Source organism: uncultured Mailhella sp. (genome assembly GCF_963931295.1).
Classification (GTDB): domain Bacteria; phylum Desulfobacterota; class Desulfovibrionia; order Desulfovibrionales; family Desulfovibrionaceae; genus Mailhella.
In genome coordinates, this window is record NZ_OZ007001.1 from 1,686,613 (window position 1) to 1,706,506 (window position 19,894).

Consider the following 19,894-nt stretch of genomic DNA (forward strand, 5'->3'; position numbering starts at 1 on the left):
ACAGAGCGGAAACGTTATCTTTCGCCGACACGGTTTACAGGATTGGCTGGCACGCGACCTTCAAGCACATCCACAATGTTCCTTGCCGCCGTCATTTCAATGGCTGCTCTCACCTTGTCCACGGCAGAGCCGAGATGAGGCGTAAAAAGAGTATTCAGCGCCGGAGAAAGCAACGGAGGATAAATGCTTTCGGGACGCCCTTCGAGAGCCCAGTCCTCGAATGAGAAAACATCGGCGGCATACCCCGCAAGATGTCCCCGCTCCAGAGCTTCTGCCACGGCGGGCTCATCTACGCATGATCCTCGCCCGGTATTCACCAGAAACGCGCCCTTTTTCATGAGCGCTATGCGTCCGGCATTCAGCAGACTCCGGGTCTGAACACTCAGCGGCGTCAGCACAAGAACAACGTCCGACCGCTCCAGAAGCTCGTGCAGTGCACAGTCCTCCACCCCGAACGCGCGGGCAGCAGCCAGCGCCTTTTCCGAAACGTCAAAGCCGAGCAGCCTGGCATTCCATACCTGAAGTCTCCGGGCCACGGCCTGTCCCAGACGCCCCAGACCTATGATGCCCACCACGGAACCCGATACGCCCGTACCGAACAGCACGGGACGCCAGCCCTGAAACTCACTGCGGACACGCCTGTCACCGGCCTTCACGTTCCGGCTCAGTCCGAGCATAAGTGCAATGGTCAGTTCCGCGGTAGGTTCGGTAAGAAGGTCGGGGACGTACGTCAGCCAAACTCCATGACGGGTGGCGGCTTCAACGTCATAATTGTCATAGCCCTTCAAAGCCGCCCCTATGACCTTCAGACGGGCAGCCCCGGCAAGAAGTTGTTCATCCACCTTGTCGGGCATGAAGGTCATGGCCGCATCGACATCGGCCGCGCGCCGGCAGAACTCTTCATGCGAAAGGCTCTCGTCGCTCCGGTTCAGGTCAAGCTCGCAGTACCTTCCAAGATACTCCTCAACCTCGGCATGAATGCGACACGTGACCAGACAACGGGGTTTTCCGTTCATGAAACCTTTCTCCGTATTCTTGAACCGAGGCCATCCACCAGCGTCACCATGACGAGAATGACCAGAAGAATGGCCGAAACTTCCCGGTACTGCATGATGCGCAGCGAAGCCATAAGCTCGAAGCCTATGCCTCCGGCACCCACCATGCCCATGACGGTGGATGCCCGGAAATTGTATTCCCACCTGTACACAAGCGTATCCACAAGCTGCGGCATGACCTGCGGCAGAATGCCGTAAAGAACGGTCTGCGCCCTTGTTGCGCCGACGGCCCGAATGGCTTCCACAGGCTTGGGATCACAGTGTTCAATGGCCTCCGCAAAAAACTTGCCCACCATGCCGACGGAATGCAGCCCCAGCGCCAGCGCGCCGGGAAGCGCGCCGAAACCCACCGCCGCGACGAAAACGATGCCCATGATAAGCTCGGGTACCGAACGGAGAATATTGAGAATCCCCCTTGCCAGACGATATACGGCCCTGTTCGGAGCCACATTTCCGGCGGCCAGAAGCCCCACAGGCAAAGAAAGAACCAGCGCTATGAACGTACCGGCAACACTCATGCACAGCGTATCGACCACCGGCTTTCCCCACTTGCGCATATTGGAAAAATCAGGAGGAAACATTTCTCCCAGCAGCTGGCAGAGCGCAGGCCCACCCTCCACCATGCGCTGCAGATCAAGCAGGCCGGTATGCCACGAACAGACAAGAACCATCAGCCCCAGCGCGACGAGCTTCAGGCAGGATCTGCGATAGCCGCCGCTTACGGTGCGCCGGACGTCTTCCAGAGTTGCCGCCATGTTACATCTGCGCCAGATTGAGATTGAGAATCGTGGCCAGCTCGCGCACGGGATTATAGGCGGCATCGTCGATGGCCGTGAATCCGTCCGCCTTGAAAGGCTTGAGAACCGCAGGATCCTTCATATCGAGAAAAGCCTGTCTGACGGCCTTCTTGAGCTCGGGATTCAGACCTGCGCGCATGGTCCAGGGATATTCGGGAAATTCCTGCGACGTGGCGATGATTCTCACCTTGTCCGCCTTCAGCAGTCCCTTTTCCATCATGGTCTGGAAAATGGGCTCCGACATGCCGCCGGCCTGTGCGTTGCCGTTCTGCACGTTCATGGCCACGGCGTCGTGGCTGCCCACGAAATGTTCCTTGTAATCCTCGCCGCTTTTGAGCCCCTCATTCAGAAGCATGGATTTGGGAATGAGGTGAGAAGACGTGGAGGCGACATCGCCAAACGCCATGTCGTGCCCCTTGATGTCCGCCACCTTTTCAATACCGCTGGCCGCATTGGCGATGACGACCGAACGATATGTGGCCTTGCCCTTCTTCTGCATGGCGGCAAAGGGTTCTATATCGCACTTCGACTTGGCCATGACATAGGAAAGCGGTCCGAAGTAGGCGAGGTCCAGACGATCGTGCCGCATGGCCTCAATCATGGAGGAGTAGTCGGTGGTCACCACGAGCTCCACCTTTCTGCCCAGCTTTTCCTGAAGATAGTTCTTCAGATTCTCATTATTCTTTATCACCACGCTGGGGCTTTCATCGGGCAGAAGCGCCACGCGAAGCGTCTGAGGGTTTCCGTCTCCGGCCGCAAAGGCAGCGGTCTGCATAGTGAACACGCCCAGAAGCGCCAGAACGATGTTGCGGATCTTCATAAAAATTCCTCTCTGAAAATGAAAATACATACTCAGGACTCCGCTCTCCGATCCGATACGAAGAACGGTACGACCCGTATCCGGTAACTATGCGGCCAGGGCCGGCTTCAGCGAAGGCTCGGCGACAGGAGGCAGAACGGATGTTTCCGCGGAAGACGTTGCGTAGAGTCTGTTCAGCACCCCGTCGTCCAGTTCGGCGGCACTGCCGTCGAACACCACGCATCCGCCGTTCAGGGCAATGATTCTGTCGGCGAAACGTCGTGCCAGCTCCACCTGATGCAGACTCACGACCGAACAGATGCCCCTTTCCCGACAGATTCCGTGGAGAAGCTCTATGACTTCGTAGGCCCGCTGAGGATCCAGGCTGGCGACCGGTTCATCGGCAAGCATGATTTCCGGCTGCTGCATGAGCGCCCTGGCGATGCCGACGCGCTGCTGCTGCCCGCCGGAAAGATTGCCCGCAGCCGTCAGTGCAAAGCCTTCCATTCCCACACGGGCAAGACAGGCATACGCATTCTCCAGATCCTCGGAAGACGCCGGAAGCAGACCATGAAACAGAGAATGAAAACCGATGCGGCCGTTGAGCGTGTTTCTCAGGGCCGTCTGCCTCAAAATGAGCTGATGCTGCTGAAAGATGAATCCGGTTTTCCGGTGCAGCTCACGCAGTTTTCCGGCAGAATCGACAACGCCTATTCCGCGAACGCTGATGCTGCCTTCCGATACCGGACTGAGCAGCGCCAGACTGCGCAGCAGCGTGGACTTGCCCGCACCGGAAGGCCCGAGAAGAACGGTGAAGGTGCCGGGATCCAGATGTATCGTCGTGGGCGCAAGCGCCGTCGTCCGACCGTACCTTTTGGCAATATTCAAGGCCTGAAGCATACAACCTCCTGAATTATCAGGATGATAAATATGCCTGAAATATTGCTCCAATGTTTCCCGGAATTAAAATTTTCATTATCAAAGAAGCGGCTTTTTTACAGCCGCAGCAACAAAAAGCCCGTTCTGAAAGTCGGAACGGGCCCTGATTCAGCAAGAGAGGAGACGCGTCTCTCTACAGCGAGCAGAGATACGGGTCATCCTTCAGAAGATAGTTGCGCACGTAGTCGTCCACGCCTTCTTCCAGCGAATGGAACTTCACCGGGCAGTGCTCGCGTTCAAGCCAGCCCATGTCCGCTTCGGTGAAATACTGGTACTTGCCCTTGAGGTGTTCGGGCATGTCGAAGTATTCGATGTCCACCGGGCGATCCATGGCGGCAAACACGGCCTTCGCCAGATCGTTCCAGCTGCGGGCGCGGCCCGTGCCCACGTTGAATATGCCGTTGCAGGAAGGCGTTTCCATGAACCAGCGCATGAGGGCCGCGCAGTCCTTGGAATACACGAAGTCGCGCACGGACTCGCCGTCGCCGTACTGCGGATTGTCCGAACGGAACAGACGGATCTTACCGGTTTCCTTCACCTGCGGCACCGCGCGGCACACCATGCTCATCATGCTGCCCTTGTGGTATTCGTCGGGGCCGTACACGTTGAAGAACTTGAGGTTCACCACTTCGCCGAGCAGCTTGTGCTCCATGCACCACAAATCGAAGAGCTTCTTCGAATAGCCGTACATGTTCAGCGGACGCAGCTTCGGCATGATGTCGAGCGAATCGGAAAAGCCGAGTTCGCCGTCGCCGTAGGTGGCGGCGCTGCTCGCAGTGATGAAGCGCGCTCCCGCCTCAAGGGCGGCGAGGCACAGTTCCACCGTGTAGTGGAAGTTGTTCTCCATGAGAAAATCAGCGTTGCGCTCGGTGGTGGAGGAGCACGCGCCCATGTGGATCACGCAGTCCACGCCTTCGAGCTTCTTCCCGGAACGCAGCTGTTCCAGAAATCTGTCGCGATGCATGTAGTTGCTGTAGCGCAGGTGGGAGAGGTTCTTCCACTTTTCCGTGGAAGCAAGGTTGTCCACCACGAGAATGTCGTCCACGCCGTGGCGGTTCAGTTCCCATATCATGTTTGCGCCGATGAGGCCGGCGCCGCCGGTGACGATGATCATTCGTGCCCCTTCAAGGTTGCCTTCGTGGTCTGCACGAGGGTAATGCTGCCGTCGGCATTGCGTCTGGCGTCTATGCCGAACATGATGACGGTGTGCAGAAGCGGACGCCCGAACAGAAAGTCCAGCATTTCCTTCCGCACCTTGCCCTTTTCCATCATGAGATCGCGGAACGCCCTGTCGTATTCCACCACTTCCACGAGCGCGCGACGGGCCGCCTCCTGCTTTTCCAGATGAGAGGCCAGCTCGATGAGCGCCGCATAGTTGCAGCGGGCCTCATGCGCTTCCACGGAATCCATGAGCCACTGCGGCGCGTGAAGCAGTTCCAGAATGGACTTGCGGTCCAGCCTGTCCTCGCCCTGCATGGACAAAAGCGCCGTCGGATCGTCGCAGAACAGGGCCCGGCATTCCGCGGGATTCCTGTCGTGAATGAAGCAGCGGTTGTCTTCCATGAGGAAGCGGCAGGTCCAGACGTCGGGACGGGAGCCGTAGGGAGCGGCAATCTTGACTATTTCCTCGGGCAGAGGAACCACATGATCGTTGGAATTGTCCCGCACGAGTTCGCCTGCGCGAAACGTGCAGAGATCCTGAAGCTGAAGCACGCCGTCCGTCAGAAGCGGGGCGTCCTCCTTGTGAAGCGCCGGTCCGCCCTTGCGGCAGCAGGTTCCGCACTGACGGCACTGATGTTGTTCGCTCATGATATCCTCACTGGAGCGTTTCCGTGGTGAATGCGGCAAGGAGCGCCGCGGGAATGTCTTCCCCTTCCGAAAGCAAGACGCCTTTCGAAACGCGCGCTCCCTGCCCGGACTATCTCGCTAGTCCCTTGTACAGCCTGAGCCGGTTGATGCGCACCCGGCGATACTGCATGTGCGTTTCCAGCATGTTTTTCTGCTGGTGAAGTTCGTGTATTTCCTGCGGGAACACAATGCCGTTGGCTATGTCCTCGGCAGCCATGAGCTCCCGGATTTTTCTGTCGCACTCCTTCTGCACCGCGCCGATGACGGCCATCTGCTCCTCAAGCTCAGAAATCGTCTCCGGAAGCGGTTTCCGGAGGAAGCTCTCCATAGACTCCATGGGCGATGACTCTTCTGCGCGCGGGTTTGGCATCTTCAGGCTCCTGCTCGACTTTGCGTTTCAGTTCAGGATGAGGAAGGGTGTTGTACATGTTCCAGAAGGCCGGGAAAAGACCGGTCATCACGCCGGGATTGGACAGGTGCAGATTGGGCTTCAGGAACGCGCCCAGAGCATAGGCCATGGCCCACTGCGCGGAAGGAGCCACCCACGAGCCGGGCACGGTTTCTTCCACCGGAACGAGAACGCCGTCCTTCTCCTCCACGCCGCAGCGGGAAAGGAAGGCCGTGACAAGATGACGATTCTCTTCGGAAAGCTCGGGCAGGGAGACCTTCGCGCCTTCGTGCGCCGCGGCCGCCATGATGACGACGCAAAGCGGCAGCAGTTCGGGGCAGCGTTCCAAAACGTCGCGCATCACCTCGGGCGCGGGAGCGGAGGTTTCGCGCTCCTTGCCGGAGCATTCCACCCTGTTCGCGCCGTACTTCACGTTGAGGCCCGCGCCGCGCAGAATCTTTTCCACGAGCGAAGCGGCCTCGCTCTTGCCCCACACGCCTTCGAGCACGGCGCGACCGCCGTTGAAGCCGGGGAACATGAGCACCACGGAAGCCACGGAAGCGTCCATGGGCACCACGGGCTCGGCGGGAACGGAAAGATCGCCGCGCTCCACAAGAATGTCGCGGCCGTTCTTTTCCACCTTCATGCCGCAGCCGGAAAGCACGTCCAGCACCAGCGGCAGCAGACGGGGTTCATGTTCGGGAAGCGTCAGGCGGCAGCTCGTGTCCCAGAACGCGGACGCCAGCACGAGCGCGGCCACGAAGTCTTCGGGCAGATCGTCGGCCAGACGGATCTGACGGGGAATGAGACCGGAGCACTCCATGCGCACGGGCAGACCGTCCTGCGAGGGAATGACGTTGGTCAGACGCACGCCGAGCTGCGGCAGGAAGTGGCGCAGCGGCGCAAGATCGAGGAAGCGCAGGGAGCTGTCGCCGGTGAGCTTGAGACGCGCGGGCATGCCCAGGCAAAGCGCCACGACAAGCCAGAGGTTGAAGGCGTCGTCGCCGATGTGAACCACCTTGTCCATGTTGCGGGCAAGGCCGTTGCCGCCGCGGCTCTGCACGTCGCCGTTCTCTTCCCACCAGAGCTGACCGCCTATCTGATTGAGCGCCTTCACGCCGCTCACCACGGCGTCGGTCAGCGGCACGCGGGAAACGCGGGTCACCTGTCCGGCGGCGGCGGCCACGGCCAGCCAGCAGCGGGCGGCCACGGTGTCGGAAGGCGCGGGAATCTGAATGTCCACGGCCTCGCCGTTGGGAGCGAGATTGTAGAAGCCCTGTTCCTCTTCCATGCGGGTCAGGGGCTCGATGGTCTGGAGCAGCACGAAAAGATCGCGGGAGAGACGATTGTCGCGGGCAAGACGCGCGGCCTTGCTTTCCCACGCGGTGCGCAGGGTCTTTTCCGTCTCGGGAGCGAGGCGTCCGCCGCGGCGCAGGCGGGCGAGCATCTGGGCGCGGCGCATCACAAGATGCAGAATGTCGTTGTCCAGATCCATGAGCGCGCCGAGTTCACGGCCGCGGGACACGCCGCGGTCCGAGCGCATGCGGTAGCCGTCCTTCTTGAAGTCTCTGCGCCCTTCGCGGCGCTCGTCGTCGCCGCGTTCAAATCGACGCGGGCGGAAATTTTCCGAATGTTCCTGACGCCGGCCTTCGCCGCGTTCGCCGTCATTTTTTCTGAAGGAACGCCTGGCGAAATCCTTTCTATCCTCGCCCCTATTATCCATGTCAAACCTGCTTTGCTCTGTGCGTGGCGCGTCGGCAGGCGCGCACGTCGTTTCAAAAGGGGCAGAAAGCGAAGCCGACGCCCCGGATGTTCACCCCGTAAACCGACTTTTCCTACGCGAAAAGTCATGGTGAACAGGCATGATACCCTTATTGCATCCGGCGGGCAAGTCTTTTGCCGGGGCCCTCCCGGGCCCCTTCACGACGGAAGGACAAAGGATTATGCTCCTTCCCTCCGCGCAAAAGCCGCGGCAACCGGCGAAACGCCCCGCGCCGCTGCAAAAAAATGCGCCCACGGGCCACGCGGCAGAACATGCGCCCTCCTCACGCCGGATCCCTTGCCGAAGAGGACGCCGCGCCGGCGCAGACGTTCAACGCTCACAAACAACACACAAATACAAGGAACGCTATGGAACAGTTCACGCCCTTTGACCGGTTATTCCAGTCCTGCGGCAGGATATGGCACATCCGCCGCGCCGACATGGACAAGCTCTGGGCCGCCATGGACCAGCAGGAAGGCGAAGAAGCCCACCTGCCCTACTGGAATGAAATATGGCCTTCTTCCCTGGCGCTTGCCGGATGGCTCGCGGAAATGCAGGACGACATACGCGGCAAAAACTGCCTCGACATGGGCTGCGGCCTGGGATTTACGGCGCTGCTCGGACGCTGGCTCGGCGCGAACGTCACCGGCATGGACTATGAGCCGCAGGCGCTGGAATACGCCAGGATCAACGCCGTGCTCAATCAGATCGAAGGCGTGCGCTTCGAGGTCATGGACTGGAGGGAACCGACCTTCCCGCCCGAGAGCTTCGACCGCATCTGGGCCGGAGACGTCATGTATGAAAAGGACTTCGCCGATCCCATTTGCGCTTTTCTTTCCGCCATGCTGAAGAGCGGCGGCCGCGCATGGATATCCGAACCCGGCCGGGACGTGTTCCATCATCTTCTCGACGCGCTGCCTGCGCATCATCTGCGTTTCAAGCGCATCTGCTCCCTTCCCGTTTCGCCGCTCACCGAACAGGAAGTGCCCGTGCCCGTCACCATCTGGGAAATCGCGAAGTAACGAAACCCCGCCCTGTTTCAAGAACGCAAAAGACTCTCCGCACGCATGCGGAGAGTCTTTTTTTCAGATCAGGCCGAACATCGCTCTCGCTTAGAAGCCTCCAGGCGCGATGTTCGGAGCGGCGTCAGCGAACGAACATGGCGTCGCCGTAGGAGAAGAAGCGGTACTTTTCCTTCACGGCCTCGGCATAGGCGGAAAGAATGCGCTCTCTGCCGCAGAGCGCGGCCACCAGCATGATGAGCGACGATTCGGGCAGGTGGAAATTGGTGATGAGATGATCCACCACCTGAAAGCGGAAGCCCGGATAAATGAAGATATTGGTCCAGCCGTGCCAGCCGCCTTCGGGAATGACGCCGCCGTTCTGCGCGGCGCAGCCTTCCATGGTGCGGCACGACGTGGTGCCCACGGCCACCACGGGACGCCCGGAAGCTTTCGCCTCGCGGATGACTGCCGCCGTTTCCGGCGACACTTCCACATACTCGCTGTGCATGGGATGCTCGCGGATGTCCTGCTCGCGCACGGGGCTGAACGTGCCGTAGCCCACGTGCAGCGTCACTTCCGCCCAGCCGAATCCGCGCTGACGCAGCTCTTCGCGAAGAGCGTCGGTGAAGTGAAGTCCCGCCGTGGGCGCGGCCACACTGCCGGACTTTTCTCTATCGGCGTACACGGTCTGATAGCGGGCCATGTCCTCGCTGCTCTGCTCGCGCTTGATGTACGGCGGCAGCGGCAGCTTGCCTATGCGCCGCATGCATTCCACAAGATCGCCCTTCCAGAACAGCGTCACGTCGTGCTGACCGAATTCCTTTTTCCTGAGCACTTCGACGGCGATGTCGTCGCCGAACACGAGGCGGTCGCCCACGTGAATGCTGCGGGAGGGGCGCAAGAGCACCTCGGCCTGCGCGTGATTCCAGCCGTCGGCTCCAAGCGAGGCGCAGGCCTTGAGCAGCGGAGGCGGCGTGAGCAGCAGAAGTTCCACCTTGCCGCCCGTGGGACGATGCCCGAACAGACGCGCGGGCACCACGCAGGAATTGTTGGCCACAAGCAGCGCGCCCTCGGGAAGAAAATCGCCCAGATGAGAAAACGTGGAATGAATGTTTTTTCCGCTCGCCCGATCCAGCACCATGAGGCGCGACGCACCGCGCTTTTCGGGAGGATACTGGGCTATGCGCTCCTCGGGAAGATCATAGTTGTAGCTCGACAGCTGAAAGTCGGATTCGTTCATTGTTGTTCCATGCCCTTGCGGGCCTTCAAAAATATGGGGACGGAAAGGCTGGCGCGCCCCGCTTTGGGGAGACGGCGCCAGCCTTCGATACAAGCAAAAAATCGGATTACTTTTCCGCCACGGCGGCGTTGCTGTCAAGCAGTGAGCGGGCGCTCGCCACGGTCTGGAGGAAGCTTTTGCGGCTTGCCCTGGACACCGGTTCGGAACGCGCTCCGGAAAGACTGTCGGGATGCACGAACTTTCCGTTCTTCATGACGCGAAAATCCAGATGGGGGCCGGTGGCCGTGCCCGTGGCGCCCACAAAGGCCACCACTTCGCCCTGATCGACCTTCTGCCCCACCTTGAGCGACGAGGCGAAGCGCGAAAGATGGGCGTACTGCGTTTCGATGCCGCCGCTGTGACGGATGACGAGCGTGTTGCCGTAGCCGCCCTTCCAGCCCTTGAACGTCACCTTGCCCGCGCCGAGCGCCTTCACGGGCGTGCCGCGGGGCGCGGCGTAGTCCACGCCCTGATGCGGGCGGACCTTGCCGAAGATGGGATGACGGCGGTGCATAGTGTAGCCGGAGCTCACGCGGGTGAAATTAAGAGGCGCCTTGAGAAATTCGGTTTCCAGGGAGCTGCCGTCCGCGGCGTAGTAGCGGGCGCGGCCTTTTTCGTCCACAAAGCGGAACGCCTCAAAGGTCTCCCCGTCGTTGACGAAGCGGGCCGCCACAATGTCGCCGTAACGGCGGAAGTCGTCGCCGAGATACTTCTTTTCCACCACAAGCTCGAAGGTGTCGCCTTCCTGCACCTCGTTCACGAAGTTGATCTGATGGCTGAACACGTCGGCCAGACGCACGGCAAGATTGGCGGATTCCCCGGCGTCGGCCATGGCCTCGAACAGCGAGGACCGGATGACCCCGCTCACCTTGACGAGCTTCGTGTCGAATTCAAACACGTCCACGCGGGCCGAAAATCCGTTCTCGGCCCTCTCGATCACCAGACGACTCTCTTCGTCGATGTCGTAGAAAAAGCGGCTGACCTGTCCGCTTTCCTTGTCGCGCTCCACGCTGAACAGATGGCCGGGCATGATCTTTGTGAGCGAATACACCGACGATGCCGCCTTCACGGCCTGGTCGGTCTCATTGTTGTCCAGCCAGCGGAGAAAGAGAGACCCCGCGTTGTCGCCGCTGCGCACGGCGCTGCGGAACATCTGCGTGCCGCAGCCGGAATCCTCCACCATGTAGCGGGAATCCTCCTCCCACGGCACGGCTTCGGAATAGTTCGGAATGCACATGTCCCCCCTTGAAGAAAGGAAGGCGCTGAGAGAATCGTCGTAACGCGGCGCGGCTTCGGCGTCCTCGCCGGAAGACAGTCCGCCCTCGCTCCAGAAATCCCGCATCCAGGAAAGACCGCTGCCCAGAGTGGCAAGACGCGTCTCGTCCAGCGCCGGCACGTCCGCGCCGAGGGAAAAATCATGCGGCTTCACGGCCTGCGGCAGCAGCTCCGCGCCGTTGACGGACATCAGATAGCCCGGAATTTCGCGCTCCCGGGAAAACAGCCATGCGCCGGCGGCCACGGCCGATCCGATAAGGACACAACAAAGCACGCGCGCAGACAGCGTGCGGAATATTTGATATTTTTTTATCATAACGTCGGACGCTTCGTATTTTTCAGTGCAGAGAAAAGAAAAGGAGCTTAACGCTCCACGGATATATAAGCAAGAAACTGCTTGTTTATGCAAGCGTTTTCTGGTAAAAATTTTTATGCCCGGCAGTCTGCGCGCCTTTGGCCGACCGCGGGCGACATGATATGCAGGCATCTGAAATGTCAGACAGTTGCACATATCAATCATCATCTTTTCTCAAAGCAAAACATCCGTCCGAAACACGCATGAAAGTTCTTTCCAGCTTTCCCCGGGCCGCCGACGGGATTGAAGATTCCGCAGGAGAAGGCTCCCCCGCTCTTTCCGGGGTTTCTCCTGCCGACGGCGCACTGGTGCGAAGCCTGCTTCGCCGTCGTCTGGGCGGCGGCACGCCGGACTGGTTCTCCCCTCTCGGTTTCAGTCTGGAAGACGGCGAGAACAAAGTGCTCACCGTGTCCATGCCCCACGAGCTTTTTTTCCGCTGGTACGACAAGCGCGGACGCGCGGATCTGGAAAAGGCCGCGCGCAGTCTGCTCGGCAGCCGCACGGCCCTGCGATACGAATGGCCGCAGGGATCTCCCGCCGCCCATTCTCCCCTCGCCGGCCCCGCCTCGACCTCTCCCCTGCCCTCCGCCGGCTTCGACGACTTTCTCGTCAGCGGCCGCAACCGCGACGCCCTGCGCCTCTTTCGCGCCGCCCTGCGGCAGGCTCCCCGCACCATGCTCCTGCGCGGCGCTTCCGGCACGGGCAAAAGTCACCTGGCCTGCGCCGCCTTCCAATTTCTGAACGAACGATTCCACGGGCGGGCCGTCTTTCTTTCCGGCAGCGAGCTGCTCGCCCGCGCCCGCCGATGCCCGGATTTTCTTCTGAGGCTCGCGCACGGTCTCGACGCCGTGGTCATCGACGATCTGCAGTTTCTCGAAAGCTCGTCCTCCGCGCAGAGAGAACTCTCCGCCCTGCTGGACAGCCTGAACGAACGCGTCTTCTTTCTGGGCACCATGTCGCAGGAATGTTCCCTCATGCCGGAGCTGCACGACCGCCTCTGTTCCCATCTCGCCCTGCATCTTTCCGAACCGGATCTCGACGTGCGCATGCGTTTTGCACAAATGTTCATGGAACGCTCCAAGCTCCCCGAACACCGGCCCACGGCCTTCCTGCTCGCGCGGCGCTGCCTGCGGCTGCGCCACATTCAGGGCATTTTGGAACATGTACGCATGCGTTACGAACAGGACGGCAGAATGCCCTCTTCCGGAGAGCTGGAACGCATTCTCGAACATTTCGCTCCGGCCGCGCCCGCAGACGTGGATTCCATACTCGCGGCCGTGGCCTCGAACTACGGCTGCACCTCGGCGCAACTGCGCGAAAACACAAGAAACAAGGAACTTTCCCAGCCTCGGCAGATAGCCATGTACCTCTGCCGCAGCCTGCTCGGCGAATCCTATCCCTCGCTGGGACTCATCTTCGGCGGCAAGGATCACAGCACTATCATGTATGCTGTGAAAAAGATTGAAAAACTCAAAGTTACGAACAAAGATGTGCACATGCTGATCACAAAGCTGACGAAACAGTGCGCAAACAGCGTTTCAGAGGCCCCGCAGAGGCTCTGAATGTGCGTTCTCTTCCTCGCGGTTCCTGTTTTTGTTCCTATAAAATTCAATAAAATCAAAAATGTTGATTGAGATAGGAACAAACTGACGACATTAAACCTTCTACTACAAGGAAAAGACATGTATTTAACCGTAAAAAAGGAACAAATCATTGAAGGCCTGCAGAAGGCGGCGTCCATCATTCCCAGCAAGGCGGGAGCCGCGTATCTGCGTTCGATCTGGCTTCAGGCCGTGAAGACTCCCGAAGGAGACCGGCTCACCATCATGTCCACGGATGTGAACATCGAGTTCACCGGCACGTATCCTGCGGAGATCAAGGAAGAAGGAACGGCGGGCGTGAACGGCCGCGCCTTCGTGGAACTTCTGCGTCGTCTGCCCGGAGGCGACATCAGCCTTCGTCTTGACGAGGAATCGCACATTCTTTCCGTGGAGCAGGGACGCCGTTCCTACAAGCTGCCCACCGTGGATCCGGTATGGTTCCAGCCTCTGCCTCCCTTCCCCGAAGAAGGCGCTGTGCTCTGGTCCGGCGACTTCTTCCAGGACATCATCGACAGGGTGGCCTTCTGCATCAGCGACGACGACAGCGCCGAAGGCCTGGCCTGTCTGTACCTCAAGGCCGGAGACGCCGGAAAGGTGGACGTGTGCGGCCTGAACGGTCATCAGTTCGCCATGGTGCGCTTCATCAACGACGCGCTTGCGAATCTGCTTCCTGAAAACGGCCTGCTCATCCAGAAGAAATACGTCAACGAACTGCGCAAGTGGCTCGGCAGCGACGAAGTCATGCTGAACATCAGCGAACGCCGTTTCCACATCCGCACCGGTTCCGGCAGCGAAACGCTGAGCATTCCCCGCAGCGCCAACTTCAGCTATCCCGATCATCTGAGCTTCCTTGCCAGACTCGACGGCGACAACACCTCGCAGCTCGACGTGGATCGTCGCGAAACGCTGAACGCCCTTGACCGTCTGCTCATCTTCAACAACGACAGCGACCGCTGCACCTATTTCCGCTTCTCCCCGCAGGAAGTGGAACTTTCCGCTCAGGGGCAGGAAACCGGTTCCGCCACCGAACATCTGGAAGGAACCTTCAAGGGCGATCTGGAACTCATCGCCTTCCCCACGCGCAGCCTCATGGACATTCTCGGACACTTCCAGTCCGCAAGCCTGCACTACGTGTTCACCGGAGCCGAAGGCCCCTGCGGCATCACCGGTTCCGAAGACGCGGAATACACCGTCATTCTCATGCCCATGAAGATTGCCGAATCCTCCTATTATACGGAAGAGGAATAGTCGGGTTTCCCAAAGGTAAACATGCGCTCCGGTCGGTCCGCTCCGTTCCCCGCAACGGGAACTTTCGGGCCGACCGTCCGCTTTAGAGCCCTCAGCAGCCTGTCTGCGCCGATTTGGGGCTCGCGCCCATCCCCTGCACAGGGGTTTGAAGTTTTCATCGTTTTCGTATATACTGAAAAACTCTACGACGCCCCGCCTCGAAGGGGCCAACCAATATCATTCAGGAAATCACATGACCCAGGAAAATCTCCGGTCCGGCAAGAACTCTTACGACGCGTCCGCCATCACGGTTCTGGAAGGTCTGGCCGCGGTCCGCAAGCGCCCGGCCATGTATATAGGCAGCACGGACAGCCGTGGTCTTCATCACCTCGTGTACGAAGTGGTGGACAACTCCATCGACGAAGCCATGGCCGGCTACTGCAACAAGATAGAGGTCATCCTGCACGTGGACAACAGCGTCACCGTGCGCGACAACGGCCGCGGCATTCCCGTGGACATTCATCCCAAGCTGCGCATTCCCGCCGTTCAGGTGGTCATGACCAAGCTGCACGCGGGCGGCAAGTTCGACAACAACGCCTACAAGGTGTCCGGCGGTCTGCACGGCGTGGGCGTCTCCTGCGTGAACGCGCTGTCGAGCTGGCTGGAAGTCATCGTCCGCCGCGACGGCAAGCGCTGGCGTCAGCGCTACGAGCGCGGCGTGCCCGTCACCAAGGTGGAGCCCCTGGGCGACGCCGAGGGGCACGGCACCACCGTGCATTTTCTGCCCGACGAAGAAATTTTCGAGACCACCGTCTATTCCTTCGACATCCTGAAGAAGCGCTTCGAGGAACTGGCCTATCTCAACAAGGGCCTGACCATCATCTGCAACGACGAGCGCACCAACGAAACCCACACCTATCACGCCGAAGGCGGCCTTGAGCAGTTCGTGAAGGATCTGAACAGCAACGAGACCGGCCTGCATCCCATCATCAGCGGCGAAGGCGTGCAGGACAACGTGACGGTGGACTTCGCCCTGCAATACAATTCCGGCTTCAACGAAAAGACGCTCACGTTTGCGAACAACATCCGCACGCACGAGGGCGGCACGCATCTGGCCGGCTTCAAGACCGCGCTCACCCGCGCCATCAACAACTACGTGAAGAGTCAGCCCGACCTTCAGAAGAAGCTCAAGGGCGACAGCCTTTCCGGCGACGACGTGCGCGAAGGCCTGACGGCCATCATCAGCGTGAAGCTCCCCCAGCCGCAGTTTGAAGGTCAGACCAAGACCAAGCTCGGCAACAGCGAAGTGGTGGGCATCGTGAACGGCGTGGTGTACAACGCGCTCGACGTGTATTTCCAGGAGCATCCCAAGGACATCCGCGTCATCATCGAAAAGGCCACCGAAGCCTCCCGCGCCCGCGAAGCCGCGCGTCGCGCCCGTGAACTCGTGCGCCGCAAGGGCGCGCTTTCCGACAATTCCCTGCCCGGCAAGCTCGCCGACTGCCAGAGCAAGGATCCTTCGGAATGCGAAGTGTTCATCGTGGAAGGCGATTCCGCAGGCGGTTCCGCCAAGCAGGGCCGCAACCCCATGACGCAGGCCATTCTGCCGCTGCGCGGCAAGATCCTGAACGTGGAGCGCGCCCGCTTCGACCGCATGCTCGCCAGCGAAGAAATCAAGAACATGATCACGGCCATGGGCGTGGGCATCGGCGACAACATGGACTATTCCAAGCTGCGCTATCACAAGATCATCATCATGACCGACGCCGACGTGGACGGCGCGCACATCTGCACGCTCATGCTCACCTTCTTCTTCCGCTACTATCCCAAGCTCATCGAGGAAGGGCACATCTACATCGCCCAGCCTCCGCTCTACGGCATCAAGAAGGGCAGCAACACCATCAAGTTCCTGAAGGACGACAACGAGCTCGACGAATTTCTGCTCCAGCGCCTGGCCGACGGCGTGTCCGTGACCACCGCCGACGGCAGAACCTACCGGGGGAGCGAGCTCATCGGTCTGCTCAAGGACATCGACGACCTTGAAAAGTCCATGACCGAAGCGGAAAATTCCGCCATTTCGCGCGAGCTTTTTCTCTCATTCCTCCGCTTCAGCGAGGAACTCAAGCCCGCCATGGCCGAAAACGGTCTGCCCGAAAACTTCCGCGCCTGGATGGAAGAACAGGGCTATGCGGCGAAGCTGGAAGTGGAACAGCTCGAAGACGACGAACGTTCCTTCCTGGTGTTTGAGAACCGAAGCGGCCATCGCACGCGCCTTGCCGTGGAATTCTTCCACTCGCGCATGTACCGGCACGCCCGCCAGGTCTGGACGAAGCTTGAAAAGGCCTGCGGAGCCTTCCCCGTGACGCTTTCGAGCTCCGAATCCAGCCGCGAGGTCAAGGACTACTTTGAACTGCGCGAATCCGCCTACGCCGAGGCGCGCAAGGGCTTCAACATCCAGCGCTACAAAGGTCTCGGCGAAATGAATCCCGAACAGCTGGAAATGACCACCATGAACCCCGAAAAGAGAGCGCTTCTGCAGGTCAGCATTGAAGACGCCCAGGCCGCGTCCGACACCATTGAGGAACTCATGGGCGACCGCGCCGATCTGCGCCGCGACTTCATCATCCGCAACGCGCTTTCCATGGAAGATCTCGATATCTGACAATCCGGGCCCCTTCCCGCGAAGGGGTCCTCTTCCCGGGGCGTTTTCCAACCATCGCCCAAAGGATTCCTACCGTGGCAGAATTTAAAGTCGATATAGAAAAAGAGCTGCGCCAGTCCTATCTGGCCTACTCTCTCAGCGTCATCATAGGCCGCGCCATTCCCGACGCGCGCGACGGCCTCAAGCCCGTGCATCGCCGCATTCTCTTTGCGCAGTCGCAGATGGCCAACACCTACAACCGGCCCACCAAGAAAAGCGCCCGCGTCGTCGGCGACGTCATAGGCAAGTATCATCCTCACGGCGACTCCGCCGTGTACGACGCCCTCGTGCGCATGGCGCAGGACTTCAACATGCGCGATCCCCTGGAAGACGGTCAGGGCAACTTCGGCTCCATCGACGGCGACTCCGCCGCCGCCATGCGATACACCGAAGTGCGCATGTCCCGCCTTGCTTCCGAATTTCTGGACGACATCGAGAAGAAGACCGTGGATTTCCGTCCGAACTACGACGGTTCGGAACAGGAGCCCGAAGTGCTCCCCACCAAGGTGCCGAACCTGCTGCTCAACGGTTCTTCGGGCATTGCCGTGGGCATGGCCACCAACATTCCTCCCCACAACCTCGGGGAACTGTGCGACGCGCTCCTGCGCCTCATCGACGAACCCGACTGCACCGTGGACGACCTCATCGATTTCGTTCACGGCCCGGATTTCCCCACGGCCGGCTTCGTGTATGCCGGTCAGGGGCTTCTCGACGCCTACCGCACCGGCCGCGGCGTGGTGAAGGTGCGCGGCCGCGTGGAAGTTGAGGAACGCAAGAAAGGACAGCAGTCCGTGGTTATCCGCGAAATTCCCTACGCGCTCAACAAGTCCGTGCTCGTCACCAAGATTGCGGCCCTCGTGAACGACCGCAAGCTCGACGGCGTGACCGACCTGCGCGACCTGTCCGACAAGAAGGGCATACGCATCATTCTCGATCTGCGCCGGGGCACCATTCCGGAGCTCGTCATCAACGCGCTCTACAAGTACACGCCGCTGGAAACCTCCTTCGGCATCAACATGCTCGCCGTGGTGGACAACAAGCCCCAGCAGCTCAATCTGCGCACGGCCCTCACCTGCTTCCTCGATCATCGCCGCGAGGTGGTCATTCGCCGCACCCGCTTCGATCTGGAAAAGGCGCAGGCCCGCGCCCACATCGTGGAAGGTCTGCTCAAGGCGCTCGACATCATCGATGAAATCGTGTCGCTCATCCGCGGTTCGGAAACCCCGCAGGAAGCCAAGTCCGGCCTGGTGAACCGCTTCGGATTCACGGAAATTCAGGCGCAGAGCATTCTCGACATGCGCCTGCAGCGCCTCACCGGCCTCGAACGCGACAAGCTGCTCGAAGAATTCCGCGAACTGCAGAAGCTCATCGCCTACCTGACCTCCATCCTTGAGGATCCCGAAGTGCTCCGCGGGGTGCTGCGCGACGAAACGCTGTACATCAAGAACACCTACTCCACGCCCCGCCGCACCGAAGTGGTCATGGACGAGCTTTCCGGCATCGACATCGAAGACCTCATTCCCGACGAGGACGTGGTCATCACCCTGTCGCGGCGCGGCTACATCAAGCGCACCACGCTCGCCAATTATCAGCAGCAGAAGAGAGGCGGCAAGGGCATTGCCGGCCTGCACACCTCCGAAGACGACTTCGTGCAGGAATTCCTCACCACCACCAATCATCAGTATCTGCTGCTCTTCACCAACAAGGGCCGCATGCATCAGCTCAAGGTGCATCAGGTTCCGGAAGGCAGCCGCACCGCCAAGGGCATGCACATCGCCAACCTTCTGCCGCTGGAAAAGGACGAGTGGGTGGCCAACGCCCTTACCGTGCGTGAATTCTCCGAGCAGAGCTACTTTTTGTTCACCACCAAGCAGGGCATGGTCAAGCGCTCCAGCGCTTCCCTGTACGCCCGCTGCCGCAAGAGCGGAATGATAGCCCTCGGCCTCAAGGAAGGCGATGAACTCATCGCCGTGCGCGAAGTCACGGATTCCGATCACGTGGTGCTCGCCACCGCCCACGGCATGGCCATCCGCTTCGCCATGCCCGATGTTCGCCCCATGGGCCGCAGCGCTTCCGGCGTGAAAGGCATAGGTCTGCGCCGTGGCGACTCCGTGGTGGCCTGCGTCACTGTGAAGGACGGCGACAACTCCACCATGATCATGACGGTCTCTGCCCTCGGCTACGGCAAACGCACCAAGATAGACCTCTACCGCATGCAGAGCCGCGGCGGCATAGGCCTCATCAACTTCAAGGTCTCCCCCAAGACCGGCGAAGTCATCGGCGCCATGCCCGTGTCCGATTCGGACTCCCTCATCCTGCTCACCTCCACCAACAAGATCATCCGCCTCGGCGTGGACGAAGTCCGCTCCGTCGGCCGCGCCACTATGGGCGTCCGCCTCGTCAAACTCGACGAAGGCGCCAGCGTCGCCGGCTTCGACACCGTGTCCGACAACGGAGAGAATGCGGAAGAATAGGAGAGATTGTGCGGGGAGGGAAGGGAACTTTCTGAAGAAAGCTTCCCTTCCCTCCCCGCGCCCCTCCCATCCTTCCAAGACTTTTTAATTATGCGGCGGCTCGGTCGCCGAAAAAAAGAAAAAGCCCCGACTCTTTTTGAGAGTCGGGGCTTTTTGTCGATGTGCTGTTTGGAAGGAGGCAAAGAAAAGGAACATTTTTGAGGCTGCCTCGGCAACATATCTGCGGGCAGGATGGAAAAGCTTTGCTCGACATGCCCGTACCTTTGCGCGGCAACGTTCGTGCAGACTCTTCCGCCTTTTCTTCCCGCCCTCAACAATACCCCGAAATTAAAAGTTTTAGGAAGGGGGATGGGGGTGCGGGGGAAGGGGGAAAGCCCTTTTTCAAAAGGG

Annotated in this window: 15 protein-coding genes; 5 read left to right on the forward strand and 10 right to left on the reverse strand. The window is 60.1% G+C overall.

Annotated features, from left to right (window positions below):
• Positions 1-14 precede the first annotated feature (14 nt).
• From ABGT79_RS06950 to ABGT79_RS06985, 8 genes are all read right to left on the reverse strand, one after another.
• Complete coding sequence (locus tag ABGT79_RS06950) at positions 15-1,016, reverse strand: NAD(P)-dependent oxidoreductase (RefSeq protein WP_346665587.1); 1,002 nt, start codon at positions 1,014-1,016, stop codon at positions 15-17.
• Positions 1,013-1,810: a phosphonate ABC transporter, permease protein PhnE gene (gene phnE / locus ABGT79_RS06955; RefSeq protein ID WP_346665588.1), complete on the reverse strand. Its 798-nt coding sequence runs from the start codon at positions 1,808-1,810 to the stop codon at positions 1,013-1,015. The genes ABGT79_RS06950 and phnE overlap by 4 nt, the downstream gene beginning before the upstream one ends.
• A gap of 1 nt (position 1,811) precedes the next feature.
• Positions 1,812-2,672, reverse strand: a complete 861-nt coding sequence (gene phnD, locus ABGT79_RS06960) for a phosphate/phosphite/phosphonate ABC transporter substrate-binding protein (RefSeq protein ID WP_346665589.1) — start codon at positions 2,670-2,672, stop codon at positions 1,812-1,814.
• Positions 2,673-2,759: 87 nt separating this feature from the next.
• Positions 2,760-3,551, reverse strand: coding sequence for a phosphonate ABC transporter ATP-binding protein (locus ABGT79_RS06965; protein WP_346665590.1), 792 nt, complete (start codon positions 3,549-3,551; stop codon positions 2,760-2,762).
• Between the two features lie 172 nt (positions 3,552-3,723).
• Entirely contained in the window at positions 3,724-4,704 is a 981-nt protein-coding gene (rfaD, locus tag ABGT79_RS06970; RefSeq protein WP_346665591.1) for an ADP-glyceromanno-heptose 6-epimerase, read from the reverse strand.
• On the reverse strand, positions 4,701-5,399 hold the full coding sequence (locus ABGT79_RS06975) for a YkgJ family cysteine cluster protein (RefSeq protein WP_346665592.1): 699 nt from the start codon (positions 5,397-5,399) through the stop codon (positions 4,701-4,703). Before ABGT79_RS06975 ends, rfaD begins: the two co-directional genes overlap by 4 nt.
• Before the next feature lie 109 nt (positions 5,400-5,508).
• The gene (locus tag ABGT79_RS06980; protein WP_294484469.1) at positions 5,509-5,709 is read right to left on the reverse strand and encodes a hypothetical protein; all 201 of its coding nucleotides are present in this window, start codon (positions 5,707-5,709) and stop codon (positions 5,509-5,511) included.
• A 13-nt stretch (positions 5,710-5,722) separates the two neighbouring features.
• Complete coding sequence (locus ABGT79_RS06985) at positions 5,723-7,549, reverse strand: 3-phosphoshikimate 1-carboxyvinyltransferase (protein ID WP_346665593.1); 1,827 nt, start codon at positions 7,547-7,549, stop codon at positions 5,723-5,725.
• Between the two features lie 407 nt (positions 7,550-7,956).
• On the opposite strand from ABGT79_RS06985, the gene ABGT79_RS06990 reads away from it, so the two are divergent.
• The gene (locus tag ABGT79_RS06990; protein ID WP_346665594.1) at positions 7,957-8,610 is read left to right on the forward strand and encodes a class I SAM-dependent methyltransferase; all 654 of its coding nucleotides are present in this window, start codon (positions 7,957-7,959) and stop codon (positions 8,608-8,610) included.
• A gap of 124 nt (positions 8,611-8,734) precedes the next feature.
• Here the strand turns inward: ABGT79_RS06990 and queA are convergent, their stop codons facing one another.
• Complete coding sequence (queA, locus tag ABGT79_RS06995) at positions 8,735-9,832, reverse strand: tRNA preQ1(34) S-adenosylmethionine ribosyltransferase-isomerase QueA (protein ID WP_346665595.1); 1,098 nt, start codon at positions 9,830-9,832, stop codon at positions 8,735-8,737.
• 106 nt (positions 9,833-9,938) lie between these two features.
• Positions 9,939-11,462, reverse strand: a complete 1,524-nt coding sequence (locus ABGT79_RS07000) for a M23 family metallopeptidase (RefSeq protein WP_346665596.1) — start codon at positions 11,460-11,462, stop codon at positions 9,939-9,941.
• A 242-nt stretch (positions 11,463-11,704) separates the two neighbouring features.
• Here ABGT79_RS07000 and ABGT79_RS07005 point away from each other — a divergent pair, with 242 nt between their 5' ends.
• From ABGT79_RS07005 to gyrA, 4 genes are all read left to right on the forward strand, one after another.
• Positions 11,705-13,063 carry a helix-turn-helix domain-containing protein gene (locus ABGT79_RS07005; protein ID WP_346665597.1) on the forward strand — a complete coding sequence of 453 codons (1,359 nt, stop codon included), beginning with the start codon at positions 11,705-11,707 and terminating at the stop codon, positions 13,061-13,063.
• A gap of 120 nt (positions 13,064-13,183) precedes the next feature.
• Positions 13,184-14,350, forward strand: a complete 1,167-nt coding sequence (gene dnaN, locus ABGT79_RS07010) for a DNA polymerase III subunit beta (protein ID WP_346665598.1) — start codon at positions 13,184-13,186, stop codon at positions 14,348-14,350.
• Between the two features lie 232 nt (positions 14,351-14,582).
• The gene (gene gyrB, locus ABGT79_RS07015) at positions 14,583-16,991 is read left to right on the forward strand and encodes a DNA topoisomerase (ATP-hydrolyzing) subunit B (protein ID WP_346665599.1); all 2,409 of its coding nucleotides are present in this window, start codon (positions 14,583-14,585) and stop codon (positions 16,989-16,991) included.
• A 74-nt stretch (positions 16,992-17,065) separates the two neighbouring features.
• Entirely contained in the window at positions 17,066-19,504 is a 2,439-nt protein-coding gene (gene gyrA, locus ABGT79_RS07020) for a DNA gyrase subunit A (RefSeq protein WP_346665600.1), read from the forward strand.
• Positions 19,505-19,894: the final 390 nt, after the last annotated feature.